Genomic DNA, 26267 nt, shown 5'->3' on the forward strand with positions numbered 1-26267 from the left:
TTAATTATTTTTTTTCTTTTTCGGATTTTTTAAAAATATTTTTTAACCAATCAAATTTACCTTTTTTTTCTTCAGCTTTTTTAGTTTCCTTTTTTTTGCCCCAACCAGAATTTCCTTGTTTTTCCTTTGCACCTTTTTCTATAGGTCTGATGGTTAAATTTGGTCTAACTTTTTTTGTTCCCTCGGCTACAATTTTATCGCCTTTATTTAATCCGTCTAAAATTTCTACAAATCCTAAATATCTATCACCCACAGTAACATTTGTTTTCATTACTTTATTTTTCTCATCCACTTTATATATAAAAATATTCTCACCTTCGACTATTGTGCTTGTATCAGGTGCACTTAAACCATCCCTCACATTGTATTTAATTGAAATTTCTAAAAATGAACCTGGTAATATTTCTCCAGATTTATTATCCATCTTTATTCTTGTAGCTAAAGACCTTGTATCTTGACTTATTCTGCTTGCAAAAGAGTCAACTTCACCTTTATAAATTTTATTTTTGTATCCAGAAAACTTTATATCAACTGGTAAACCAACTTTTATAAATGGAACAAAAATTTCTGGAATATCTACGTCGCAATATAGTGAGCTAGTATCCTCTAAATTAATTAATAAAGAAGATTTTGATACTTCTAAATCCTCAGAAAATTCTCTTTTCCCAATAACCCCATCAAATTGAGCAATAATTTTTCTATTCTTAAGATTAGCAACAACATCGCCTTTTTTAACTTTTTTATTAAAATCTATCGGTTTAAGTATCTCATACTTTTCAACCTTAAATGACTGAGTTTTAATTGGAGCTGCTGTTCCGTATGTACTTATGACATTTTCAAAAGTTCTTTCTTGTGTTGTGGTTACTATTATTCCAGGAGGAGGTCTTTTACTAAATTTTTTCTTGAAATGATTTCCAATCATTGTCCTGCCAATAATAACTATGGCAATAATTAAAAAGAAGATAACTATTATACTTGTTATTTTAGTTGATGTTTTCATAATTTAAATTTTTCCGTACTCCGACCAAGATCCATCATAAATGGTCGGAAGATATTTAGTATTAACTAGAGAATATGCAAGCGCTAAAACACAAGCGGTAACACCAGATCCACAAGAAAAAACTAAATTTTCATCGTAATTTTTGGATATTTCTTGAAATAATTTATTTAAATCCTCTTTATTTTTAAAAGTTTTATTTTCATTTATTACTTCTACAAAAGGTAAGCAAATTGAATTTGGTATAGAGCCACTTCTTACATTTTTTCTTGGGTCGGGAGCTTTACCTTCAAATCTTTCTCTACTTCGCGCATCTACTACTGTGAATTCTCTTTGAGAAATGTTTTGATCAATTAAGACTTTATTTTTTACAAGTTTTGATAATTCATGTCCCTCATAAACAGATTTATTGAAACTTGACGAAGCATTTGATGTCTTTTTATTTTCACTTTTCCATTTTTTAAAACCACCATCAAGTACACAGACCAATTTTGGATCATGACCAAAATAAATGAAATTATACCAACCTCTGCATGAACTTATGACATTTGAATCATCATAAATTACGACATGATCATCATTTGAGATTCCTAAGTTTGAGATTATTTCGTTCCAAGCCCCTAAGGTTGGAAGCATATGAGGAAGGTCAGTATCTTGTCTTGAGTTTTTATCTAAATCAAAAAAAATAGCATTTGGAATATGTTCTTTATCAAATTCTTCTTTAGCATTTCTATTTTCAGCAGGCATATGCCAAGAACAATCAATTATCTTTACTTTGTCGAGATTTTTTTCTAACCAATCTGTATCAACTAATGACATGCTATCTTTTTTCTAAATACTTTTGGTGATACTCTTCTGCTGTACAATAGTTTTTAGTTAATGAGATTTTTGTTACCACCTTGCCAGATAGTTTGATATTTTCTTTTTCTACCATCTTTTGTGCAATAGTTTTTTGATTATCGTTTGTATAAAAAATTTCACTTCTATACTGAGTTCCAAAGTCAGGTCCTTGAGAATTTAATGTAGTAGGGTCATGAAATTTAAAAAAATGTTCAAGAATATTTTCGTAAGAAATTATACTTGGATCAAATTCTAACTTAACTACTTCAGCATGATTTGTTGTACCTGTGCATACTTCTTTGTAATTTGTTTCAGCATTGTTACCTCCACAATAACCCACTTCTGTTTTTATAACTCCATCAAGTTTACTAAACTTAATTTCAGGTCCCCAAAAACATCCTAATCCTAAAATTGCTATTTCCATTGATTATTAACTTAATTAATCTAGAGTTAATCATATGCTATCAAAAAATCAATTAGGCTTTTTTTACATGTTCATATCTGTATGTGCATTTTCACTTATGGATGTGATTGTTAAATGGTCTGATGATTATCCTGTTGGACAAGTATTATTCTTTAGAGGATTTTGTGGAATAATTCCTATTTTATTTCTCATTCCTAATGACAGATATTTAGATTTTTATAAAACAACTAGACCATTTCTTCATTTTAAAAGATGTTTAGCAGGATTAATTGCTTTGGTTTCTATATTTGTGGCATTAAGAAATTTACCTTTAGCAACAGTTGTAAGTATTTCTTTTGCAGCACCAATATTTATAACAATATTTTCAATTTTCTTATTAAAAGAAAAAGTTGGTTTATACAGATGGATGGCAGTGTTAGTTGGATTTATTGGTATAATTTTTATAACTGAACCAGGTTTTAGCTCTTTAAATTTATTTTATATTTACCCAATTATTTTTTGCTTAGGTCTATCTTATGTTGCTATTGCTATAAGGAAATTATCATCAACTGAGCCTGCTTGGTTAATTAGTTTTTTCTTTTCATTCTCGATTATGCTTCTAAGTTTTTTATCTTTTTATCAGGGATGGATTTTGCCAAGTTTACTTGATTTATTTTTGCTATCAATGGTTGGTATATTAGGTGGCCTTGCAAATTTATGGCTATCACAATCTTATAAATATTCAGAAGTTAGTCTGGTTTCTCCTTTAAAATATCTTGGATTAGTTTTTGCAATAATATTTGGATATTTTATTTGGAATGAAATACCAACTTCTAAAACTTTATTAGGTGCTTTATTGGTTATTGTTTCATCAATTATTATATTTAGGAGAGAGATGTATTTGAAAAAAAAGCTTTCTGTGTCACGTCATGAGTAAAATACCTTCATACTGGAATAAGGCCAAAAAATACTTATCAAAAAAAGATAAAACAATGTCTTCTTTGATTAAGAAATACAAGTCACCATCTGAAACTGTTCTAACATCAAGGCAAGATGTTTTCTTCTCTCTTTGTAAAAGTATTATTGGTCAACAGATTAGCGTTGCTGCTGCAAACTCAGTTTTTTTAAAGTTTAAAAAAAAATGTAAAAACAAAATTAATGCAAAAACAGTGAATAAATTATCTAGTTCTCAATTGAAGAGCTGTGGATTGAGTAGACAAAAAGTAAAGGGTATAAAAAGTTTGGCAGAACAAGTGTTAAATAAAACTTTTAATCCAAAGATTATTCCAAATATGTCTGATGAGGAAGCAATCATTTATTTATCTCAGCTTAGACAAATTGGAAGATGGTCTGCAGAAATGATATTATTATTTACTTATAATCGTCCCAATATATGGCCTATTCAAGATATAGGGTTATTAAGAGCTATTTCAAAAAATTATAAAAAAAAATATCTTCCTCCAGAAAGTTATGTAAGTTTATTGCAAAAAAGATTTTCCCCATATTGTTCAGTGGCAACTTGGTATTTATGGAGAAGTATAGATCCAGAGCCTATTCAATATTAAATGCTTCCACTATTTGTAAATTTCTCTCAGTGGTGTCTTTAGCAAGCGCCCAACCATCCTGATATTCTTTAGAGTCATGACACGCTATGGCTTTTTCATAACTTGGAAACTCCCAAATAACTGTCCTTGGGTATGTTTCACCTTCTAGGGTATTATATTTTCCACCTCTAATTATAGGTATGCCCCCATAACTTTTAATAACATCTGTAACTTTAGCTCCATATTTTTTAATATTTTCTTGGCTATCTATCTTTTTATATAAAGCTATCCAGTAAACTTTCATCATTTCTCCTTTTTAAATTTTTTTACTTATGATACTAAGCTTCATGGCCGATAAACTTATAATCACTTTCGATCAATATACAAAAATAGTTGAGAAACTAGCAATACAAATTCATAAAGAATACAAGCCTACAGTTCTTATTGGAATAATGAGAGGTGCTGCACCTATTCTTGATATTTTATCTAGAATTTTAAAATTACCTATAGCTTATATTGTAATTCAAAGTTATTCAGGCGAAGGAATGGAAGATAAACAAGGAGAACTTATGTTTGCTAGAGAGATAAGTTCTTTAGCAAATAACGAGGATTTTAGTAAAGTTCTACTTATTGATGATCTTTCAGATACTGGCTTAACTTTAAACAAAAGTATTGAATGGCTTAAAAATTATCCTCAAACAAAAAATTTTATTAAAGAGGTAAAGACAGCTTGTCTTTGGAAGAAAAAATCTTCAACATTCGAACCAGATTTCTGTCCAGTAAGATTAGATTCAGATCCATGGATTGTTCAGCCAACTGAACATTATGAAGAATTATCAATTAAAGAATTAGAGAAGAGAAATTAATCAACAGGGCTAGTTTAACTAGCCCTGTTTAATTTTATTTAACTTACAGCAAAACTTATAACACTTAGAATTGCAATTACCCATATTGCTGGAGAAGTGCTTGAAAACTTTCCAGTAAATATTTTAATTAATGCATAAGAGACGAATGCTAGGGCGATTCCATTACTAATACTATAAGTTAATGGCATTGCTATCATTGCTAGAATTGCAGGAGCAGACTCTGAAATATCATTCCATTCGATATCTGTAATATTTCTTATAAACAAAACAGATACAAAAAGTAGAGCCGCACCATCAATTTGTTTAGGCAAACTAGTCGCTAATGGAGCAAAAAAGATACATGCTAAAAATAATATTCCTATAACTAATGAAGTCATACCAGTTTTACCACCTGCTTTTACACCCGCACCAGACTCAACATAACTAGTTACAGTTGTTGTTCCCATCATTGCACCTGCAACAGTCCCAACACTGTCTGATAACATTGCTTTATTGATATCCTGAACTTTTCCATCTTTACCTACTTTACCTGCCACGTTTGCTACTGAAGTTAAAGTTCCTGCAGTGTCAAAAAAGTCTATAAATAATAAAGTAAAAATTACTGTAGACATACCAGCAGTCATCGCCGCAGACAGATCGAATTCAAACAAATATGTCATTGGTGGCGGTGAACTTGCTAAGCCATTGAATTTAGCTAACCCTGTAACCCATGCAATTATACTAAAAACTAAAATACCAATAATTATATTTCCTTTAACATTCATTTTTTCTAAAACAATTATAGCAATGAAAGTTGCACAGCCTAAAAGAACTAATGGATCACTCAAGTTTCCAAGCTGCACTAATGTTACAGGATTATCAACAACAACTTCCATAATTTGTAAACCTATAATCGCTAAAAATAATCCAATACCAGCTCCTATTCCTAATTTAAGACTTTTTGGAATTGAATTGATTAACCATGCTCTAATTGGTGTTAAGGAAATTATTAAGAATAATACCCCAGCAACTAATACTGCACCTAGTGCTTCTTGAGGTGAATATCCCATTCCTGCACATACCCCAAAAGCCACGAATGCGTTTATACCCATACCTGGTGCTAGTCCAATTGGCCAAGTTTTTCCATAAAAAGCCATTATGAAACATGCGAGAGCTGTTGCTAATATTGTAGCTGTATAGACTGCGCCGAAATCAAAGAAACCTTTTTCGGGTCCGGCAAATTCTCCCGATAAGATAAATGGATTTAAAAACATTATGTAGGCCATTGTCAGGAAAGTTGTAGTTCCTGCTATGACTTCTGTTTTAAAATCTGTTTTGTGTTTTTTATAATTAAAATAATTGTCAAGCATTTGTCCTCCTAATTAGTGATAATTATGCGATTCTTTCTTAAATTTCTTATAATAACTGTGTTTTATTCACATTATTCAACCCATAAGTTTATATTTATGCCATATTTCTGATGATAAAATAATTCTATGAAAATTTTTAGAACTATATTTGCAATACTTGTAATGTTTTCATTAATCACCGGTTGTCAAACAGTTAAACAAAAAACTGATGCAATCATTGAAAAAGAGAATAATAAGTTAAGTGAGTATATAGGTGAATCTGCAACTAAGTTGCAAATGGAATTAGGAAAACCAGATGAGGATTTCGAAAATGAAAAAGGAAACTTCGTGATGATATACAATACAAAAAAATATGGTTTTCCTTGTGAAAGAAGATTTGAAATAAATCCAGAGAGAATAGTAGTTGGTTTTGCTTCTAATGGATGTTTTTAATGTTAACCTGCGAGGATTTCTCCTCGCAAGTAAGGTTTAACTTATTTTATTTCAATAAGTTTTTTCTTTTTATGTTCAGGTATAATTCTTTCACAAGATATTGTTAAAAGACCATCCTTAAGTTCAGCACCATTAACTTTTACATCATCAGCAATGGTAAATGATCTAGCAAATTGTCTTTGAGAAATACCTTTGTGAATTATTTCTCCATTAACATCGTTGTTCTCAGATTTATCAACTTGTTTTGTTCTTACCGTTAATAAATTATCTTCAAACTCTACCTCAACATCATTTTTATTAAAACCAGCCAATGCAACTTCAATTGCATAATTATCCTTACCAGTTTTTCTGATGTTGTATGGAGGGTAGTTTGATTGCATAGTCAAACTTCCGTTACCCAACATGTTTTCAAATTGGTCAAACATATCGTCAAAACCAATTGAAAAAGGTCTTAGTGAGTTAAATATAGATAGATCCTTACTTGTCATAATATCCTCCTTTTTTAAGCAAGTTTATTTTATGCAAGCCCCATGAGGCGACTTACGTTTTATATTTAGGTATGATTAATAAAATTTCAATATCTGAAAACTTAAATTTTTTCTGAAATTTTTAATGCAAATGCGTAGTCGAGAGCAATTTCTTCTATTGCTCCATCTCTTCCAGATTTACCTCCATGACCTGCATTCATTTCTGTTTTGAGAAGTAATAAATTATTATCAGTTTTATAGTCTCTAAGTTTAGCTGTAAATTTTGCAGGTTCATCAAACAAAACCCTATTATCACTTAAACTAGTTGTTATTAGCATATGAGGATAATCCATTTTTTTTATATTATTATATGGAGCATAGGAGAAAATATAATTAAAGTGCTCTTTGTTTTCTTTAGCATTACCAAATTCATCAAATTCACCAACTGTAAGTGGTAAAGAGTGATCGAGATTTGTTGTTAATGAGTCCACAAAAGGGACAGCCATAATTATACCTAAAAATAATTCAGGCGCTTGATTAACAACAGCGCCCATTAATAAACCTCCTGCAGATCCACCCATTCCAATAATTTTTCCCTTTGAGGTGTAGTTATTTTCAATCAAATATTTTGCAGCATAAATATAATCTTCAAATGTATTTTTTTTATTTGTTAGTTTTCCTTCTTTCCACCATTTCATTCCTTTTTCCATTCCACCTCTAATGTGTGCAGTAGCCCAAATAATATTTCTATTTATTAAGCTAAGTCTTGTTGAGGAAAAACTTGGACTCATCGAACTACCATACGATCCATATCCATATAATAATAAATTCGCTGTTCCGTCTATTTTTGTATTTTTATGTCTTGTAATTGTAAGCGGAACCATTCTTCCGTCATGGGATTTAAACTCTATTCTTTCAACTATATAATCATCTGTATTGTGGCCTGATGGTATTTCTTGTTCTTTTACAAGTGTTTTGGATTTGGTTTTTAAATTGTATTTGTAAACTCTTGATGGTGTTTTAGGAGAAGAATATGAAACATAAACCTCATCTGTATTTCTATCTCTTTGTGTTAATGAAATACCAGGAACACATACTTTTTCGTCAGAAAAAATTAATTCCTCTTCATTATATGTTGAAGCATCAATAACAAACAGCTTGTCCAAAGCTTCTGATGTTTCGGATCTAATTATCCAGTTATTTAAAAATGAAAGTCCGCCAATTAACACTTCTTTTTTAGGAGGAATAAATGTTTCCCAATTCTGATTTTCTAAAGTTTCTGAAATATCTATTTTAAAATCCTCTGCATCTTTATTTGTATGATTATAAAATTTTCCATTCCATGAATTTACAGAATAAAGAATTCCCTTTTCTCGTTTAATTATTAATTTTGGATTTGGTTTTACTTCGTTCACATGAAAGTAATATTGCTCCGAAGTATTGTGATCAGAAGTGTTTATGAAATAATATTTCTCATCAGAACTTAATCCAATACTAACAGTGAAAGCCTTACTTTTTTCATCAAAGATTAGTTCATCTTCACTTTCAAAGTCTCCGATTTTATGTCTATAAATTTTTCTAGCTCTATGATTTTCATCTAACTTTGAATAAAAAAGATACTTATCATCTAAGCTAAAAATTATACTTCCTGATGTTTCTTTGATTTCTTTTGAAATTATTTTATTATTTTTAATATTTCTTATATAAATTGTATAATATTCAGAACCTTTGGTATCTAGTGAGTACCCAAGATATTGATCATTGTTACTAACCTCTAAATCTCCAACACCGAAATATTCAACATTTAATTTTTCTTTTTCTTTATCTCCATTCCAAATTTCTTCAATTTCAGATGAACCAATTTTTTTTCTTAATTTTATAGAGTAATTTCCTTTGGCAGTAGTCTTTGTCCAATATTCATATGAATGATCTTTAAAAGGTAAGCTTTCATCATCTAATTTTATTCTACCTTTAATTTCATCAAATAATATTTTTTGAGCATTTTTCGTATTTTTTAGATGATACTCAGTATATTCATTTTCATCCTCTAAATATTTTTTTACTTCTGGAAGAAGCTTAGTTTTGTCTTGCAAGACTTCTAAAATATTTTCTTGATGTATCCAGCTATAGTTATCTTCCCACTCTATATTGTGACAAGATTTTAGCTCTGGTTTTTTTTTTAGATATGGTACTTTCATTTTTAACTGGAAATATATGAATTTTATAATTTATACATTATTAATTGTAGTTGGTTTATATTTTTTATTAAGACTTTTTACTCAAGTTGCGTCAAAAAAAATATCCAAAGGTTTGAGATTATTCTTGTTCATAGTTTTAATCATCTTTGCAGTTTTGTTTGCAATAGGAGGTAAATTTTTACTTACTTTACCTTTTACTCTTGCAAGTCTTGCTCTTTTAAAACTGAAAGGTATGTCTATTTTTCAATTAATTTCATTGTACAGATTAATACAAACTTTAAGAAATTCAGGGAGATTTTCATTTAATAACACTGCATCAAATTTAAACACAATGTCTACTGAAGAAGCTTATCGTATTCTTAATTTAAATCCTTCTAAAAATTTAACTAAAGAGGATGTAAATAAAGCCTATATTAAAATACAAAAAAAAATTCATCCAGATATTTCACCTGAAACTTCTAGGCTATCTACATTAGTAAATGAAGCTAAAGAAATAGTTTTGAAAGATTTAGCTTAGATAATTTAAACTTTACTATATTTTTTTTTTATATAAATTTTATTTATGAGTAATATCAATGGAATATATGCAGCATCATTATCTATCTTGAATAAAGATTTAACTTTAAACATAGATAAAACCATTACACATGCAGAGATGGTGATTGAGAACGGTTGTCACGGTGTTGCAATATTTGGGAGCACTGGCCAAGCTCAATTAATTCCTGTTGCAGAAAAAATTAAATTGCTAAATAAAATATCAACTAGCAAATACAAAGATAAATTTATTATTGGAACAGGATTAAATTCTTTAGGAGAAACAATAAATTTAATGAGAGTTGCAATGTCATTAAATTTAGAAAAATTTTTAATAATGCCACCTGCATTTTATAAATATACCGATGATGATGTTATTAATTTTTATACTAAATTAGTAGAAGCAGCACCAAAAGCTAAAATTATTTTATATAATTTTGAAAAGCTTTGTGGATATAAATTTAGTATCGATTGCGTTGAAAAATTGGTAAAAAATTTTCCAGAACAAATAGTCGGTGTAAAAGATAGCTCATATAATCTTTTTGAAAATTTAAAATTAGATAATTTTTCAGTTATGCCAGGATCTGAATCAAAATTATTGAAGGGACTTGAATTAGGTTGTTCAGGAATAATTACAGCAACATGCAATGCAACATCTAAACTTGCTAGAAAAGTATATGATGACTTTAAAGATGGAAGAGAGCAAGAAGTTAATACCCAATTATGTGATGTAAGAGGGACATTTGAAAAATATAACCTTATTTCTGGCTTACACACTTTTTATAAGAATAAAGATAGTTTTTATGAAAATTTACTACCACCTTTAAGAATTCTGAATAAAGAAGAAGAGATTGATCTTTTAAATAATTTAGAAAAATTTAGTTTTTCACTAAAATCATCAATGGCAGCATAAAATGCAGTTAGCAAGGTTCTTAAATAGTGTTTTTAAGAAAGATGGATTTATATTGGTCGATGCAAATTCTAAAAGTTATATTATTGGAAATCCAGAGAAGGAAAATCCCATTAAAGTTAAAATATTAAATAAAAAACTTCATTATAAACTTTTATTTCATCCTGATCTTTACTTTGGGGAAGCTTACACGGATGGAGAGTTAGTAATTGAGAACGGAAGTCTTACAGATTTTTTAGATTTATCTTTAATGAATTTTGGAAGAGGAGAATTAAATTTTTTTAGTTATTTAATTAATAGACTGAGGGGTTCATATAGATATCTAACAAATTTCAATTTTATCAAAAAATCCAAAATGAATGTCTCACATCACTATGATATCAAAGATGAACTTTATGATTTATTTTTAGACCCTAAAAGACAATACTCATGTGCTTATTTCAAAAATGAAAATGATACTTTAGAGGATGCCCAAAATAATAAAATTCAACACATAATTAAGAAATTAAATATAAAGCCAAATCAAAAAGTCCTTGATATAGGATGTGGTTGGGGATCTTTGGCAGTTGATATTGCAAAATCAGCTAATTGTGAAGTAACTGGGATCACATTATCAGAAAATCAATTAAAATATTGTAAACAAAAAGCTAAAGAACTTAATTTAGAAAATCAATTAAGATTTAGGTTAATGGATTACAGAGAACTCGATGAAAAATTTGACAGGATTGTAAGTGTTGGAATGTTTGAACACGTGGGAAGAAAATTTTATAAAAAATTTTTCTCGCAGGTTGAAAAACTTCTTAAAGATGATGGAGTTTCTTTAATTCATACAATTGGATCAGTAAATCCTCCAAGAGACCCTCATCCATGGATAACAAAATATATATTTCCTGGCGGTTATACACCCAGCTTAAGTGAAGTAACTACTCCAATTGAAAAAGCTGGATTAATCGTTGCTGATATTGAGGTATTAAGAATGCATTATTCTCATACATTAAGACATTGGAAAGAAAATTGCCTTAAAAATAAAGATAAAATTATTAGCATGTTTGATGAGCGTTTTTTTAGAATGTGGGAATTTTATTTAGCAGGTTGTGAAATGGCTTTTAAATGGGGAGATCAAGTTGTATATCAGTTTCAGCTTACTAAAAACTATACTTCCACACCGGTTACAAGAGACTATATTTATCAATAATTTATTGGTAAATAATAAATTCCCTTAAATGAAAAAAATAAAAAAAAAACAAAAAAAATCTATTAAAAAAAGTAAAAAAAAAACTCACTTAAAATCAAAAAAATCTAAAATAATTTCTAGAGTAAAAAAAACAAAAACTAAAATTAACAAAAGCAATAAAATTAAAACTAAAAAAAAAAATAATTTAAAAGTTAGAACAAAAAAAATAATTATCACAAAACCCAAAGAAAAAAGTTTCCTTTTAAAAATAATTAATTTTCAAAATTCACTTAAACCTGAATTTAAATTCAGAATAAATATTAATATAGAAAAGTATATCCAAGCATTTTTCGATAAAATATCTGAAACAATTAATAATTATAAACTTCTTAAAAAAGATGAGCAGAGAAGAATTAAACTTGAAAAACAGGAACAAGAAAGAAAGGAAAAATTAGCCTTACAGCAAGAGAAGCAGAAAGAACAAGAATTAAAAATAAAACTAAATGAACAGGTATTGAAAGAAGAAATTAGGCTAGAGAAACAAAGAACAAAAGAAATTAAGTTGTTTTTAAGAAAAGAACAGGCGTTGTTAAGAATTGAACAGGCTGAAAAGCAGAAGAAATTTTTACAACAATTAAAATTAGAAAAACAGATTGAAAAATTTAGAGTAAGAGAAGTTAAGGAATTAGAAAAATTAGAAAAAATTTCATTAAAAGAAAAAAGAGAAGACTATGCGGGGCTACAACAAAGAATTGAAAAGTTAAAAGAGAAATATCGAATAATAAGAGATCAAAAAATAAGAGAGAGAGTAGAGGCTTTAGGAGTAAAAATTCAAGGTGATGAAGATAGAGAAACATTATTAAGGAAAGAAAAAGAATATACTTTAGCAAGGCAAAAAATTGAGTTTGCTCTTGAAAGCTTTTATAGGAGTGCCAGTAGTTTGGTTTTCCAATTAAACAAAAGACACATTACAAGACATATGTCTATTTTTCGATGTATCGATAGAAGATTTGAAACAGGTGAGATATTTGTTAAGTGGGATGAAGCTCCTGACGAAGAATGGTTATTATTAATTTATATTAAAAATAATTCTCCTGATGAAGGTATAGTTATTGAAGACAAAACTAATCCTGAGAAAAACATCTCTCATGAATTTAAAAATAATGAAATATTTAAAGCTTCAGACACGATGGTGGATTCTTTAACTCAATTAATTGCAAGAAAAAGAGCCAAAAATAACAATTAATTATTACGTTTAATTTAAGTATTATTAGTTATGTTTTATGGAATAATTGCGATGGCAGTTTTATATGCCCTGTTAAGTTATATTCTTGCTTGGATCAGATATTTTAATAGTCAAGACGAAAGGTTAGGACAATCAACTTGGAGATGGAGTTACGATTATGAAGTTGATGGAGAAAGAGACATATCGGATTTGGATGACAAAAATTTTGTAAGATTAAGAAGAAAAAGAAATAAAATTATCACTCTCATGTATTCAGTAGCTTTAATTATGTTTATTCTCTCAATGTCTTTATTGAGTCAAATTTTGATATTTTTTCTTAATTAATTTTTTAATTGTTTTTTATTTTTCAAATACAAAAAATACGCAACTATTTCATATCCATATTTAAAAATTGTAAAGATGATAGGAAGTTTGAAAAAACTATATAAAAATTTATATTTTGGTATTCTCTTCCAAACATAAAGGAAAGCTTCTGCACCTTCAATTAATTGATCGTTTTCTTTAATGTGCAATCTTCTTAAAAGTTCTTTGTCATTTTTGGAAGTTTCTTTTTCTGCTTCTTTGTTATTCGTAATATCTATCCAATCAATATCTTCAATATTTTCTTTTTTATACATATTGATTTCTGATCTACAAATTTTGCAAGAATTATTAAAATAAACTTTCATAAAAATTATATTAACTTTAAAATTAGGCATGTAAATGCGCCAAATGATTAGTTGAAAATTAATAATAAAGCACTATCTAAAGTGAGTGAGTAATTTTTTTGACAAATCTGATTTAACAAGAAAAGATGCTGATGCAATAGTATCCGATACATTACAAAATTGTGATGATGGTGAGCTATATTTGGAGGATACTAAATCCGAATCTATTTTATTAGATGATAATAAAATTAAAAGCTCAAGCTATAGTTCAGATTTAGGTTTTGGATTTAGAGCAATTACGGGAGAGGTTGTTGCATATTCTCACTCTAATGAAATATCAAAAGATTCATTAAAAAAATCTTCTGAAAATTTAAAATCTACACTGAAGTCTATGAAAGGTACTTATAATCAAGATATTTCAAGATCTAATAAAAAATTTTATCAGGATATTAATCCCATAGAGCAAAAAACATTAAATTCGAAATTAGAAGTACTAAATAAAGTAAATGAGTATCTAAGAAAAAAAGATCAATCTGTAAAACAAGTTACCACAAGTTTTGCAGGTGAACAAAAATCTATCGAGATTATACGATCAGGTGGTGAGGTATTAACTGATGTCAGACCATTAATTAGATTTAATGTATCTGTAATGTTAGAAAAAAATGGAAGAAAAGAAACTGGCGTTTATGGAATAGGTGGAAGACAATCTTATGATGAATATCTCAAAAATGACAATTGGAAAACTGTATGTGAGGAAGCATTTAGAATTGCGTCAGTAAATTTAGAAAGTAAACCTGCTCCAGCAGGAGAAATGAAAGTTGTTTTAGGACCTGGATGGCCAGCAATTTTAATACATGAAGCTATTGGACATGGTTTAGAGGGAGACTTTAATAGAAAAAAAACTTCTGCATTTCATGATCTTATGGGCCAAAAAGTTGCCAGTGAGGGAGTTACGATTGTTGATGATGGAACAATTGATAATAGAAGAGGTAGCTTAACTATTGATGATGAAGGTACACCAACAGAAAAAACAGTATTGATTGAAAATGGGATATTAAAGAATTTTATGCAAGATAGATTAAATGCTAGACTGATGAATACCAAATCTACTGGCTCAGGAAGAAGAGAAAATTATAGACACGTTGTTTTGCCAAGAATGAGAAATACAATGATGTTGAGTGGAAACCAAACTCAAGAAGAAATGATCAAATCAGTAGACAAAGGAATTTTTGCAGTAAGTTTTGGAGGAGGACAAGTTGACATTACATCTGGAAAATTTGTATTTAATTGTACTGAGGCATATGAAATTAATAACGGAAAGATTGGTTCACCGATAAAGGGAGCGACACTAATCGGAGATGGTCCTTCAATTTTAAAAGAAGTTTCTATGGTTGGAAACGATATGATGTTAGATCCTGGTATAGGAACTTGTGGTAAAGCTGGACAAGGTGTACCTGTTGGAGTTGCCCAACCTTCAATTCTAATTGATAAAATGACAGTTGGTGGAACAAAACTTTAAATTATGGTTAAGGATCAAGAATATTTAAGATCAAAAGCATCATTTTGCTTAGATTTAGCTAAAAAATTAGGTGCAACTGGATCAAGTGTAACAGTAGGTCATTCAATTTCTGAAACTGTAAATTTTAGAAATAATACTTTAGACGAGTCTAATAGATCAGATGGATTAGCAATAAGTATAGAGACTTATTTGGGAAAAAAAAGATCTTCAATTTCTTCATCAAACTTATTAGATGATAACATTAAAACCCTAATAGAAAAATGTTTTGAAACAACTAAAAATACCCCTGAAGATGAATTTAATTCTTTACCAGATAAAGATCTTTTAGCTAAAGAAATTAAAAATTTAAATTTATATGATGAAACACACTTTGATAATGAAAAAAAAATTGAATATTTAAAAGAACTTGAGAGCGTTGCATCTTCAGAAGAAAAAATCATAAATACAGAGTCTAGTTTTACTGAAAATAAATCTAACTTTATTTTAGCAAATAGTGATGGATTTTGTGATGGATATAAATCATCTTCATTTAGTGCATCTTGTGTTACTGTTGCTAAAGATGAAAATAGTATGGAAAGAGACTATGAATTTACAAGCAAACGTCATTTATCTGACATTAAGGGCGCAAAAGAACTTGGTCAAAAAGCTTCTGAACAAACTATAAAAAAATTAAGCCCAAATAAAATTGGAAGTGAAAAAATAAGCATTATATTCGATAAAAGAATTGCAAAAGGCATGTTGGGAGCTTTTGCTGGAGCCATATCGTCATCTGCGATTTCTAGAGGAACATCTTTTCTTAAGGATAAAATCAATGAACAAATATTTACAGAAACAATAAACGTCATTGATAAACCAGATATAAATAAAGGTGTTGGGTCTCAAATTTTTGATTCAGAGGGAGTAAAATCAGATACTTTAAATCTTGTACAAAATGGTGTTTTAAAAAATTATTTAGTCGATACTTACAATGGAAAAAAACTTAACTTAAAATCAAATGGAAGATCTGGTGGTACAACAAATTTATATTTCGATAATGGAAATATTAGTTTTGAAGATTTATTAAAAAGTAATTCAAAACATATTTATGTAACCGAAACAATAGGCCATGGAAGTAATTTGGTTACAGGAGATTATTCAGTGGGTGCAACAGGCTTCCTAATTGAAAATGGCGAATTTAAATTTCCAGTAAATGAGATAACAATTGCAGGAAATTTCAAAGATATGTTTAAAAATATAACTTTAGCCAGTGATTTAGATTTTGAATATTCCATTAACTCACCAACTATGATGATAGAAGGAATGACAGTTGCAGGTAAATGAGCACTTACTGTGTAATTGGATCTGGAATATCTGGTGCTACAATTTCAAATCTATTAAATAAAAAACACTCTGTAGACCTCTATGACAAAGCAAGAGGTCCAGGTGGGAGATCGTCATTTAAAAGGTTAGATAAAAAAATAGGCTTTGATCATGGCGTTCAATATATTTCCCCTAAGACTAGTGAATTTAAAAAATTCACAAAAAAACTCATAGCAAAAAAAATATTAAAAAATTGGAAGGGTCAGCATATTTTTCAAAATAAAAAAATAAAAGAAAATAAAAATCATCAAAAAATAATTGGCAGGCAAGGTAATAACGATATTAGCAAGTATTTATTAAAAAAAATTAATTGTAATTTTCAAAAAGAATTAAAAAAAATTGATTATAATAAAAACAAATGGAAACTTACTTTTGCTGATGGTGACAATAAAATTTATGATAATCTTATTTTAACGTGCCCACATCCTCAATTACTTAAATTAGCAAAAAAATTTATTAATCATTCATTTATTAAAAAAAAATTGAAAATGGATGCAAATATTACAGTCATGATAAAAATAAAAAAAACAAATAAAAAAATAAGTAGTTTTTTGTTTGATGATCAAATTTTAGGTTGGGCTGCTAGAGAAAATAGTAAGTTAAGATTTAAAAGTATTTATGAATTTTGGACACTTCAAAGTACGGCAACGTGGGCAAATAAAAAAATTTTGAAAAATAAAGAAAATAAAGATTTGAATTCAAAAATATTAATTAATAAATTTTTTGATCTTACTGGTATTAAAAAAAGCAACGTTCTTTTTTCTTTAAATCATGGATGGATGTATTCATTTAATTCAAAACCTTTAAAAATTAAAAGTTATTGGAATTCAAAAAATAATTTAGGAGTTTGTGCTGATTGGTTTGTTGGACCCAGATTAGAGGCAGGATGGATAAGTGCTAATGATCTTTTTTATAAAATAAACAGATAAAATTATTCAATATTTTTAATTCTATATTCCCAACTTCCCATTCTTTCATAGGTAACTTTAACTATCACTGAAGTTTTTTTATCAAGCCATATATCAAAATTTAATCTTTTATCTTCTGGGAGCGTCATATCTTTAGAAGTGAGTTTAAAATGATCAGTTTCAAATTTCTTCCCATTGATTGTGATTTTTTCTTTACCGATAAATGTAACCAGTTGTTCTTTTATACTTCCAGAGATAGGGCTAATTTGGCTCTCTGCCTGTAACAATTTATGGCTCCACCAATTTCCAATTGTATTTTTTAAAGAAGCTTCACCAGAAAAAGAAGATCCTTGAATATCAAATTTATTAGTTTGATTATTTAATATTAAATTTACAAATTTTTCTTTTTTATTTTGACGTGTTTTAGATTTAAAGGAAATTAAATTATCTCCTAAATACTTTTCTTCTCCAAAACCTTCTACTTCAAAAATAGTTGCTCCAAGTAGTTTTACTGTAAATTTATATTCATTATTTACAGTTGTTTGATTGTCTCTCCTAGAAAAAGAGTAATTGTTGTATCCTATAACTTCATTATTTCTTAAGATTTCAAGTTCAATTTTTTTGAAGTTATTATAATGACCAACATGTGCGTTTGAGTTAAAAGTAAATAAAAAAAATATAATAATGGTGTAAATTTTTTTCATGACAATAATATAAATAAAAATTAATTTAAAAGTATCAATATTTAATGTTCCTATCTATAAAAAATATTCCAAAAGTAAATTGGAGCTCAAACAAAAGTTTGAACTTCAAGCCAAAATTTTCAACATCATTTTTTTTAATTTTTGGTTTAACAATTTTTGGTTTGGGAGAAGGTTTGTTAATTTTGTCAACAACTGGAAACTCACCCTGGTCAGTATTAGCTGAAGGAATTTCACTCAACTCCAATTTATCCATTGGCGCAGCAACTTTTTTTGTAAGTGTAGGAGTACTTTTTTTATGGATTTTTTTAAAACAAAAACCAGGTCTTGGAACAATATTTAATATCATCGTGATAGCTGCAATGATTGATTTCACTCTAAATTATTTTCAACCACCTTCATCTCTTTTTACAAAATACTTATTAGCAGTTCTTTCAGTAATTTTAGTAGGACTTGGTAGTGGTATTTATTTAGTAGCTAATCTTGGTCCAGGTCCACGAGATGGTTTAATGACAGGACTAACAAAAACAACAAATTTACCTATAGCATTGGTAAGAGCTTTTTTAGAAATTACTGTTGTAATTATTGGCTGGTATTTAGGTGGGACTGTTGGAGTAGGTACATTAATTTTTGCTTTTGGAATTGGACCCTGTGTAGCTTTAGGATTATTTTTAGTTGGAAAAATATTTAACTAAGCAGCTGCGCTAGTTTTTTCACTTCTTTTTCTTTCATGGGGATCAAGAATTGCTTTTCTCAATCTACAAGACTCAGGTGTAATTTCTAATGCTTCATCACTGTTAAGCATACTTAGTTGTTCAGCTATTGACATTTTTCTAACAGGAGTAAGAACGACGTTCTCATCTGTTCCTTGTGTTCTCATATTTGTTAATTTTTTTCCTTTCATGACATTTATAATCATGTCCCCTGGTTTTGGTGATAATCCAACAATCATACCTGGATAAACAGGATCATTATGAGTAACAAACATTTCTCCTCTTGCTTGAAGGTTAAAGATTGCAAAAGCTACTGCTTTTCCTTGTTCCATTGCAATTAATGCACCATTTCTTCTACCTTCCATTTCACCTTCAAAAGGACCGTAGTCATGAAAAATTCTATTAATTACACCTTCACCTTTAGTAAGAGTTAGAAATCTACTTGTGTATCCCATCAAACCTCTCGTAGGTGCATGAAATATCAATCTTTTCTTATTTGTACCGGTATCTTTTAGTTCAATTAATTTACCTTTTCTTCTATTCATTGAGTCGATTACTTTCGAAGAGTGTTCTTCATCTAAATCCATAGTAATTTCTTCAATTGGTTCAAGTTTGTTCCCTTGATCATCAGTTTTATATAAAACTTTTGGTGGACTTACCGTCATTTCAAAACCTTCTCTTCGCATTTGAGTAAGAAGTATTTCCAGCATTAATTCACCTCTTCCACTTACAACGAATGAATCTTTTCCATCATTTTCTGAAAAAGTAATTCCTACATTGTTTTGTGCTTCTTGAACTAATCTTTCTCTAATTTGAGTGCTTGTGAGTTTTTTACCTTCCGTACCTGCTAATGGAGAAGTATTAACAGTTATTGTAATCGACATTGTTGGAGGATCAATTGGAGTCGCTGGTATAGGATCATTAACTTCCAAATTACAAATTGTATCAGCAACATTTGCTTTTTCTAATCCTGCTACAACGACAATATCTCCTGCTTCTCCAACATCAATTGGAACTTTTTTAGTTCCTTCATATCTAAAAATCTTTGTTAATTTTCCTTCATCAACTTTTTCACCATTTAAATTAATAGCTTTGATTGGCTGATTTGCTCTTGCTGTCCCCTGTGTAATTCTACCCACCAAGCTTCTTCCTAAAAAACTGTCTGAATAAAGCAATGTAGATAACATTGCAAAAGGTTTAGTCTTATCTAATTCAGCTGGTTTAACGTGCTCCACTATTAAGTCTAATAAGGGATTTAAATTTTTTCTTGGTCCATCTACCTCATGATCTGCCCATCCAGATCTTCCACTTGCATATAAAACAGGAAAATCTAATTGTTCTTCATTAGCATCTAAACTTACAAATAGATCAAACGTTTCGTCCAAGACATCATTAGCTCTTTGATCTGCTTTATCTAATTTATTGATTACTACAATCGGTTTTAAACCTTGTTTTAATGCTTTCGATAAAACAAATTTTGTTTGAGGCATTACTCCTTCTGCAGAGTCAATTAATAAAAGAGCCCCATCAGCCATACTTAAAACTCTTTCAACTTCTGCTGCAAAATCTCTGTGGCCGGGTGTATCAATGATATTTATTCTTGAATTATTCCAGTTTATAGATGCTGGTTTTGCAAGAATTGTAATTCCTCTTTCTTTCTCAAGTTCTCCAGAGTCCATTAGTCTCTCATCAACAACCTCATTTTCTCTAAATGATCCACTTTGTTTCATTAAATTATCAATCAAAGTAGTTTTGCCATGGTCTACATGGGCTATGATTGTGATGTTTCTTATAATGTTGCTCATAAATTGTGGCTCTTATACATATTTAATTTGATATTAAAACTTAAAAAAACTCATGACTGGCTTGATTAATTTAAATAACCTATGATTAATTAAGCTTTTTTTGTTTATCTTTTTTAAGTTTTCTTTTTTCTTTAAAACTTAATTTAGGTTTCTTTTTTACACTAGAGTCTTTAAATGACTTTCCACTGTATCTTTTTGACATGATTTAAATTTACATAAAAAAAAGGCCATCATGTGATGGCCTTTTAAATTTTAGTTTAAAAGTAGTGGGATCACATTTACCTATAAATTGCGCCAATACTGACTTATTTAACTTTTCTTAAAATTGTTCATCACTATTCATCATTTTTAAGGTCAAATTTCAAAGGAACTCAAAAGATGATTTAATTTTAAATTTAATTTAATATTTTTTAATGAAAAAATTTATTCTTAACCTTAGACCTGCTATTTTGCAAAGTATTCTGGCCAATTTTTTTTATGGAAATTCTATAGAAAGAAGAAAATTTTATTTTTTAAATAAGTATGATTTTTATATGTTCCTAGACCCTTTAAGTCATTTAGGAAATATATTAACAAATAATGAGTTATACGAAAAAGATACATGCTATTTAATTAATAAATATATTGAAAAGGACTCGATTTTTTTTGATATAGGTGCAAATGAGGGTTTTTTCTCTGTACTTGCATCAAAAAAAATTATCACCGGTAAAATTTATTGTTTTGAACCTCAAAAAAATCTTTTAAAAATTATAGAAAAAAATTTACTAAAAAATAATTTTAAAAATTTTTTTTTACTTGATTTTGGAATAGGAGAAAGTGAGTATTTTATAAATTTAAATGTATTTCAAGATACAAATACTGGTTCATCATCTATTTTAAAAAAACATTTTTTTAATACCAAGAAAACAAAGATTAAAGTAAAATCCTTAGACCAGTTTGTGTTTGAAGAAAAATTATATGATCAAATAGATTTAGTTAAGATTGACATCGAAGGATATGAAATTAACGCAATCAAGGGCATGAAAAATTTATTAAAAGAAAAAAAAATTAATACATTATTAATTGATTATCATATGCATATTGTTACTAATGAAGATAGATTAGAACATGAGAAATTAATTCTATCTTTTGGATATAAAAAAATAAAAACAAATGACCGAAATTATATTTGTTATCAAATATAAGAAGTTATATGAATTTATAATTTTTAAGAATACTCTTTACCAAAACATAAATTCTAAATTTGTTATAAAGTTTTATTCACAAAAACTTCATAACAAAATTTTGTTCAGTGTAAAAAAAAGGGCAGTAAAAACTGCCCTTTTTAAATTTTGTTTGAGTGTTTGGGGTGTTACATTCTTCTACTTTCTAGAAATTATTAAGTAATTACTTATCTTTTTGATTACCTTCGTTGAAAACTTCGTTGAGAAAATCTGAAATTTTGGAAGGACTTTGGAACTCGATATTTAATAGTTTTATTTATTTTTCAAGTAGTTGCCAATTATTATAATATTTTTTCCATTTACGTCTCCAGCCGCACCAGTAATGATCTTTACTTTCTTGTAAAAATAGAGCCCTATGAGAAGTTATTTTTCTTTTGGAGCCATCACGTTTTTTTCCTTGATGATAAATTTTATTTGATTGTTTGAGTTCTTTATCAACAACTTTGGTTGGAATTATAAAATATTCCTTAACCTTTCCATCCTTAACACCACAAAGTATTACGAAATCATCTTTATTTTTTTCATCTAAATCTAAAAATATCTCACCACTTTTTTTTGCTGTGTACTGAATTGTACCAAAATCATTATTGAATAAACTATAAGATTTGACTCTCAAAAGTCTTTTTTTATTTTTTTTAACGGCAAACAAATCGTAAACAGCAGCATTTTGAATATTTGAATTAAAGTTTCCAACTAACCAGTTTCTACCCGTTAGTTCTAATTCAACAGAAAGCTCACCAATACGACCAACAGATTGAGAATTTTTTCCTTGAGACACTTAATTATTCACTTTCGTGTCTTAAATCTCTCAATGATTTTCCTTGATATGTCCAATAAGCTGGTCCGTGAGCTTGTTCCCAGTCATAACCAAGTTCATGAAGGATTGTAATTGCTGAACCAGATAATGAAGTAGTCTCACCTCTAAATTTTACTTTAGTATCATCAACCACTTCACAAGTTATTGTTTTGTCTTTAGAGAACTCAAGTATAGTTCCAGGCTCTATATTAACCATTCCGAAATTAAATTTACTTCTTTTTTTACGAGCAGTATCTAAAGCTTGTTTATCTTGAGGAGTTTCCACAATATCTTCTGTAGGAGTTACATTTTTTCCACCCATAACCTCAGCAATTTCAAGAATTGCTTTTGCCTGTTCTGGTGAGGCATTAAAAAATTCTCTATTTTGTCTTATTCTTTTGTCATCCAATCCCTCATGTATTTTTTTTTCAATTACTGAAGCATTTTCGACTTCAACAGCGTAATAACATTCAAAAGGTAAAGGTGTGCTAGTATTATCTAGTTCTCTAATTCTTCTATCTAAATTTTCAGTGATACCTACTTTTATGGTATCAGGCATTGATTGGTTGGTCAGAATATAAACTATAGCCATAATCTACTTAGCCTATCAAGGTTAATATATTTTAACAATTATTTTTTTGAATACATCTTTTGATACTCTTCAATCATCATAACATCATCTTCATCTAGATAATTTCTGTGGATCATCTTAGTTGAAGTATTTGATTGTCTAGCGATCACTTCTAATGATTGAGGATTTTCAGCGTATCTATTCTTAATAAATGTATGTCGAATACTATAGATTGGTCTTGATGAGCCATTTCTATAATAAAGACCTAGTTCTTTAGATATTCTCGTAAATGTCTTTGCGATCTTATTATAAAGTTTCTCTCTATTTTTTTGAAAAGGAAACAACAAATAATCTTCTGAACTTAAATTAGGATGTCTATTTTCAATTTCAGGAAAGATATTCTTAGTAAAATAAGGATGACACACTAACTGGTGTTTTGGTTTAGTTTTTGTATTAAAAATTGAAAATACTAATATCTTTTCTTTAGGAAGTTTCTTGTCACTGATTAATCGATATTGAAATCTCTTTATTCTCAAAGGTTCAATTCCCGGTCTAAAACCAGCGCTTCTAATTAAATTGATATAATCTTTAGTCTCTAGATAAAATTGATCTTCAGTTCTTTTGTATTCATCATAAAGTTTTTTAGAGATTTGATTGAGTTCATGATTAAAATAAGAAGGTCTTAATTGATTAACTATTTTTAATCTTGGAAAATCTGGTTTTGATTTAACAACATTATTTTTAATCGCATAATTAAACATATTTGAGACTACATTTAAGTACTTTGATATTGTGTTTTCTGTCTTTTGATCTTGTCTTAGATTTTCAACTAAGTCTTCAACCGCAGTTGTCATTAGATCATTATTTCGATAGTCAAGATGATCAAAGAACTTGATCATATAGTTAAAGTATTTTTGTTTATCTCTTTCGCCTTGATTTTCTTTTTTATTAGGATCTGCGTATCTTCTAATTCTATATTTAAAATAAGGTTCTGCGATCTTTGATGTAAATGTTTCAAATTTATCTCTTTTAGTTTCTGATTGATGATTAATGAACCAATCATTAAAAATTTCTTTTGCTTTTTTCATAGCGATTTTAACATTTGAAGTTCTTAGACTTCCTTCTTTATTTCCACTTTTAGTGATGTGTGTTCCCACATAGAAAGAGTAGTAATAGTATTTACTCGTCTCAAATTTAAATATTTTGAGAGAACTACTATGCGGGAACTTCTTGACTGATTGTTTAACTATCTTAGCCATTAATGTATTTTCATCATTTCATATTATTTAGATAATCTTAAATGGACTTTCGAGGTAATCAAATGGATTACCTTTTGTCTTTACTTTTTACTTTAATTACCTCTTCACAATTCCAAAAATCAGGTTCTTCATCTAAACTTTCGGTAAGTATTTCTTTTGCTTTGTCGTATGCTTCACTTTCATTCTCTGCTTCAACTTCAATATCGTAAACTGGAACAAATTCTGAATAAGCAATTCTAAATATTTTCATTAGTTCAACCTTTCCTGTTCTTTAAATAATCTAACTAAAGCATTTGAAATCACAATTTGAGCGACACTTTCTAAAATGTTTTTTTCTTTCATTTCTGAATAATGTTTTTTCCAAACTTTATTTAAAAGTTTTTGACCTATTTCGGTGTTAACGAAATTATTGTAATCATCTTGGTCATCTGGATGGACATTAATTATCACTTTTGTTTTTCTTTTTTTGTTTAAAAACGAAGGTGGAGTTGTTTTTATCTCTAAATTAATAGGATAATTGAAATTAAAATTAACTTTACTCATTACTTCCACTCCTTATCTTGATTTGATTTTTTACCAATGTTTCCACCAGAGAATACCGTCCAATCATCAACGTTTTCTTGATCTTGAAGACTATTTCTACACAGAGTGTTAACATGAAAATATAAACCTATTAAATCATGAGAATAAAAATCTCCATCATCTTTTGATAAAGTTCTAATGATGTGTTTATTTTCATCTAGGTTTAAGAATTCGTAAAGTTTGTATAGACTTTTGTTGTATTCTTTCAATCTAACCAAATCACCAAATGTGATATCATCAACGTTTATTAACTCACAACTTTTTTTAAAAGTCTCGTTATTTCTACTATCGTTTTTATTAGAAGCGACATGATACCAATGACTACTGTATCTAACTGTTTTCTTTTTATTCATAGTTTTTTACCTTTCTTTGTTAATTTAACTATGAATACATAATATCAGAATTGGAGTTTACTTCATTTACCGCTGATAATAACTTTTCAAAGGTAATTAATTATCAGAATATTCGCCTGGAAATTTTCCCTTACAAACATTTAATAAAATTTTTGATGCTTTATTAATGTTACGAGAAATAATAATAGACTTATTGTTTATTGTGGTTGTTGATTTAGTATTTAATTTAGAATTACTTTTACCCCAGCCAACACCTTGAAGTTTTCTTCTTCTTAATTTTCCTTCTTTGACTAATTTAGAAACCCTTTGTTGTCTTTTTTCAATTTCTTCATCAGTCAGATCCCATATTTCTTCATTAGAATATGTCTTAAATTTTTGTTTTAACTTCCAAGTGATTAAAAAACTGTCTAATGCTGGTGTTTTGATGTGTTTTCGTTCATGAGTTAGTATGAATCTTGAAGTTGGTTTATTAACTTTACCCTTAAGAATTTTAGGTATTTCTTTTTGAATTTCTTTAATCTTAAAGTTTAAGGGAATTTCAAGAGTTATTGATTGAGTGTTAGATATTTTATTAATTACTTTTATATTACCTTTAGATTCAAATAAATGTGAGTGTGTTTTAAACCAATTATTAAAAGTTAGATTTTCTATTTGTTTGAGATCCCAAGATTTATATAAATTTTTATCTATCTTTTGATTTAAATTTTTATCTAAAAGACATGTCTTAAGATAATCAAACCAAACTCTATAAGGCTGAACCTCTCCTTGTTTCATTAAAGAATATTAACATTTGTAATACTTTCTTCAAATGTTAATGGAAAATATTGAGGTATTTCCACTTCCTGTTAGCGTGAATTAACAAAGAATAGGA

31 protein-coding genes are annotated in these 26267 nt (G+C 28.5%); 14 read left to right on the top strand and 17 right to left on the bottom strand.

Translation table 11 applies throughout. The features are described from left to right. Nucleotides 1-4 precede the first annotated feature (4 nt). The 3 genes from ACTTBN_RS06355 to msrA are packed head-to-tail and all read right to left on the bottom strand — an operon-like array spanning nt 5 to nt 2261. On the bottom strand, nt 5-1000 hold the full coding sequence (locus ACTTBN_RS06355; RefSeq protein ID WP_440681570.1) for an efflux RND transporter periplasmic adaptor subunit: 996 nt from the start codon (nt 998-1000) through the stop codon (nt 5-7). 3 nt (nt 1001-1003) lie between these two features. Further along, a complete protein-coding gene (locus tag ACTTBN_RS06360; RefSeq protein WP_440681571.1) occupies nt 1004-1816 on the bottom strand; it encodes a rhodanese-like domain-containing protein in 813 nt (270 codons plus the stop codon). A gap of 1 nt (nt 1817) precedes the next feature. After that, nucleotides 1818-2261 (bottom strand): peptide-methionine (S)-S-oxide reductase MsrA, encoded by a 444-nt coding sequence (gene msrA / locus ACTTBN_RS06365; protein WP_440681572.1) that lies wholly within the window; start codon nt 2259-2261, stop codon nt 1818-1820. A gap of 34 nt (nt 2262-2295) precedes the next feature. Between msrA and ACTTBN_RS06370 the strand changes: the two genes are divergently transcribed. Together ACTTBN_RS06370 and ACTTBN_RS06375 are read left to right on the top strand one after the other, a co-directional pair. Then, nucleotides 2296-3177, top strand: a complete 882-nt coding sequence (locus ACTTBN_RS06370) for a DMT family transporter (RefSeq protein WP_440681573.1) — start codon at nt 2296-2298, stop codon at nt 3175-3177. Next, a complete protein-coding gene (locus tag ACTTBN_RS06375; protein ID WP_440681574.1) occupies nt 3170-3805 on the top strand; it encodes a DNA-3-methyladenine glycosylase family protein in 636 nt (211 codons plus the stop codon). Before ACTTBN_RS06370 ends, ACTTBN_RS06375 begins: the two co-directional genes overlap by 8 nt. Here ACTTBN_RS06375 and ACTTBN_RS06380 read toward each other — a convergent pair. Next, nucleotides 3792-4088, bottom strand: a complete 297-nt coding sequence (locus tag ACTTBN_RS06380) for a DUF1330 domain-containing protein (RefSeq protein WP_440681721.1) — start codon at nt 4086-4088, stop codon at nt 3792-3794. The genes ACTTBN_RS06375 and ACTTBN_RS06380 overlap by 14 nt on opposite strands. Nucleotides 4089-4131: 43 nt before the next feature. Between ACTTBN_RS06380 and ACTTBN_RS06385 the strand changes: the two genes are divergently transcribed. Further along, complete coding sequence (locus ACTTBN_RS06385; RefSeq protein ID WP_440681575.1) at nt 4132-4650, top strand: phosphoribosyltransferase; 519 nt, start codon at nt 4132-4134, stop codon at nt 4648-4650. Between the two features lie 38 nt (nt 4651-4688). On the opposite strand, the gene ACTTBN_RS06390 is transcribed toward ACTTBN_RS06385, so the two are convergent. Then, entirely contained in the window at nt 4689-5999 is a 1311-nt protein-coding gene (locus ACTTBN_RS06390; protein WP_440681576.1) for an NCS2 family permease, read from the bottom strand. Between the two features lie 126 nt (nt 6000-6125). Here ACTTBN_RS06390 and ACTTBN_RS06395 point away from each other — a divergent pair, with 126 nt between their 5' ends. Next, entirely contained in the window at nt 6126-6431 is a 306-nt protein-coding gene (locus tag ACTTBN_RS06395; RefSeq protein ID WP_440681577.1) for a hypothetical protein, read from the top strand. Nucleotides 6432-6472: 41 nt separating this feature from the next. On the opposite strand, the gene ACTTBN_RS06400 is transcribed toward ACTTBN_RS06395, so the two are convergent. Beyond that, nucleotides 6473-6919 carry an Hsp20 family protein gene (locus ACTTBN_RS06400; protein ID WP_440653084.1) on the bottom strand — a complete coding sequence of 149 codons (447 nt, stop codon included), beginning with the start codon at nt 6917-6919 and terminating at the stop codon, nt 6473-6475. A 101-nt stretch (nt 6920-7020) separates the two neighbouring features. Next, nucleotides 7021-9096 (bottom strand): S9 family peptidase, encoded by a 2076-nt coding sequence (locus tag ACTTBN_RS06405; RefSeq protein WP_440681578.1) that lies wholly within the window; start codon nt 9094-9096, stop codon nt 7021-7023. A gap of 16 nt (nt 9097-9112) precedes the next feature. On the opposite strand from ACTTBN_RS06405, the gene ACTTBN_RS06410 reads away from it, so the two are divergent. The 5 genes from ACTTBN_RS06410 to ACTTBN_RS06430 are packed head-to-tail and all read left to right on the top strand — an operon-like array spanning nt 9113 to nt 13284. Then, a complete protein-coding gene (locus ACTTBN_RS06410) occupies nt 9113-9613 on the top strand; it encodes a J domain-containing protein (protein ID WP_440681579.1) in 501 nt (166 codons plus the stop codon). 45 nt (nt 9614-9658) lie between these two features. Beyond that, nucleotides 9659-10543 (top strand): dihydrodipicolinate synthase family protein, encoded by an 885-nt coding sequence (locus ACTTBN_RS06415; RefSeq protein ID WP_440681580.1) that lies wholly within the window; start codon nt 9659-9661, stop codon nt 10541-10543. Nucleotide 10544: 1 nt separating this feature from the next. After that, complete coding sequence (locus tag ACTTBN_RS06420) at nt 10545-11735, top strand: class I SAM-dependent methyltransferase (RefSeq protein ID WP_440681581.1); 1191 nt, start codon at nt 10545-10547, stop codon at nt 11733-11735. A gap of 28 nt (nt 11736-11763) precedes the next feature. Next, a complete protein-coding gene (locus tag ACTTBN_RS06425; protein ID WP_440681582.1) occupies nt 11764-12960 on the top strand; it encodes a hypothetical protein in 1197 nt (398 codons plus the stop codon). Between the two features lie 30 nt (nt 12961-12990). Beyond that, nucleotides 12991-13284 (top strand): hypothetical protein, encoded by a 294-nt coding sequence (locus tag ACTTBN_RS06430; protein ID WP_440681583.1) that lies wholly within the window; start codon nt 12991-12993, stop codon nt 13282-13284. On the opposite strand, the gene ACTTBN_RS06435 is transcribed toward ACTTBN_RS06430, so the two are convergent. After that, nucleotides 13281-13628, bottom strand: a complete 348-nt coding sequence (locus ACTTBN_RS06435) for a DCC1-like thiol-disulfide oxidoreductase family protein (RefSeq protein ID WP_440677667.1) — start codon at nt 13626-13628, stop codon at nt 13281-13283. The genes ACTTBN_RS06430 and ACTTBN_RS06435 overlap by 4 nt on opposite strands. An 85-nt stretch (nt 13629-13713) precedes the next feature. On the opposite strand from ACTTBN_RS06435, the gene tldD reads away from it, so the two are divergent. From tldD to ACTTBN_RS06450, 3 genes are read left to right on the top strand one after another with little or no spacing between them, the layout of a single operon-like run. Further along, complete coding sequence (tldD, locus tag ACTTBN_RS06440; RefSeq protein ID WP_440681584.1) at nt 13714-15126, top strand: metalloprotease TldD; 1413 nt, start codon at nt 13714-13716, stop codon at nt 15124-15126. A gap of 3 nt (nt 15127-15129) precedes the next feature. Beyond that, nucleotides 15130-16446, top strand: coding sequence for a TldD/PmbA family protein (locus ACTTBN_RS06445; RefSeq protein ID WP_075506449.1), 1317 nt, complete (start codon nt 15130-15132; stop codon nt 16444-16446). Beyond that, the gene (locus ACTTBN_RS06450) at nt 16443-17414 is read left to right on the top strand and encodes an NAD(P)-binding protein (protein WP_440681585.1); all 972 of its coding nucleotides are present in this window, start codon (nt 16443-16445) and stop codon (nt 17412-17414) included. The genes ACTTBN_RS06445 and ACTTBN_RS06450 overlap by 4 nt, the downstream gene beginning before the upstream one ends. A gap of 2 nt (nt 17415-17416) precedes the next feature. Here ACTTBN_RS06450 and ACTTBN_RS06455 read toward each other — a convergent pair whose 3' ends face one another. Beyond that, nucleotides 17417-18097 (bottom strand): DUF6134 family protein, encoded by a 681-nt coding sequence (locus ACTTBN_RS06455; RefSeq protein ID WP_440681586.1) that lies wholly within the window; start codon nt 18095-18097, stop codon nt 17417-17419. Between the two features lie 44 nt (nt 18098-18141). Between ACTTBN_RS06455 and yczE the strand changes: the two genes are divergently transcribed. Beyond that, a complete protein-coding gene (gene yczE / locus ACTTBN_RS06460) occupies nt 18142-18789 on the top strand; it encodes a membrane protein YczE (protein ID WP_440681587.1) in 648 nt (215 codons plus the stop codon). Here the strand turns inward: yczE and typA are convergent. Beyond that, entirely contained in the window at nt 18786-20612 is a 1827-nt protein-coding gene (typA, locus tag ACTTBN_RS06465; RefSeq protein ID WP_440681588.1) for a translational GTPase TypA, read from the bottom strand. The genes yczE and typA overlap by 4 nt on opposite strands. A 413-nt stretch (nt 20613-21025) precedes the next feature. On the opposite strand from typA, the gene ACTTBN_RS06470 reads away from it, so the two are divergent. Next, nucleotides 21026-21796 (top strand): FkbM family methyltransferase, encoded by a 771-nt coding sequence (locus ACTTBN_RS06470; RefSeq protein ID WP_440681589.1) that lies wholly within the window; start codon nt 21026-21028, stop codon nt 21794-21796. Between the two features lie 295 nt (nt 21797-22091). Here ACTTBN_RS06470 and ACTTBN_RS06475 read toward each other — a convergent pair whose 3' ends face one another. The 7 genes from ACTTBN_RS06475 to ACTTBN_RS06505 all read right to left on the bottom strand — a co-directional run bounded on the left by ACTTBN_RS06475 (nt 22092) and on the right by ACTTBN_RS06505 (nt 26170). Then, nucleotides 22092-22613, bottom strand: a complete 522-nt coding sequence (locus tag ACTTBN_RS06475; protein WP_440681590.1) for a hypothetical protein — start codon at nt 22611-22613, stop codon at nt 22092-22094. A 4-nt stretch (nt 22614-22617) separates the two neighbouring features. Next, nucleotides 22618-23223, bottom strand: coding sequence for a GIY-YIG nuclease family protein (locus ACTTBN_RS06480; RefSeq protein ID WP_440681591.1), 606 nt, complete (start codon nt 23221-23223; stop codon nt 22618-22620). A 38-nt stretch (nt 23224-23261) separates the two neighbouring features. Continuing rightward, the gene (locus ACTTBN_RS06485) at nt 23262-24359 is read right to left on the bottom strand and encodes a phage integrase SAM-like domain-containing protein (RefSeq protein WP_440681592.1); all 1098 of its coding nucleotides are present in this window, start codon (nt 24357-24359) and stop codon (nt 23262-23264) included. 169 nt (nt 24360-24528) lie between these two features. Then, complete coding sequence (locus tag ACTTBN_RS06490) at nt 24529-24711, bottom strand: hypothetical protein (protein ID WP_440681593.1); 183 nt, start codon at nt 24709-24711, stop codon at nt 24529-24531. After that, nucleotides 24711-25004, bottom strand: coding sequence for a hypothetical protein (locus ACTTBN_RS06495; RefSeq protein WP_440681594.1), 294 nt, complete (start codon nt 25002-25004; stop codon nt 24711-24713). The genes ACTTBN_RS06490 and ACTTBN_RS06495 overlap by 1 nt, the downstream gene beginning before the upstream one ends. Then, the gene (locus ACTTBN_RS06500) at nt 25004-25396 is read right to left on the bottom strand and encodes a hypothetical protein (protein ID WP_440681595.1); all 393 of its coding nucleotides are present in this window, start codon (nt 25394-25396) and stop codon (nt 25004-25006) included. The genes ACTTBN_RS06495 and ACTTBN_RS06500 overlap by 1 nt, the downstream gene beginning before the upstream one ends. Before the next feature lie 96 nt (nt 25397-25492). Continuing rightward, complete coding sequence (locus tag ACTTBN_RS06505) at nt 25493-26170, bottom strand: hypothetical protein (RefSeq protein ID WP_440681596.1); 678 nt, start codon at nt 26168-26170, stop codon at nt 25493-25495. Between the last annotated feature and the right edge of the window lie 97 nt (nt 26171-26267).

The sequence above is a fragment of the Candidatus Pelagibacter sp. HIMB1623 genome, assembly GCF_052047695.1.
In the GTDB taxonomy this organism is placed as follows: Bacteria; Pseudomonadota; Alphaproteobacteria; order Pelagibacterales; family Pelagibacteraceae; genus Pelagibacter.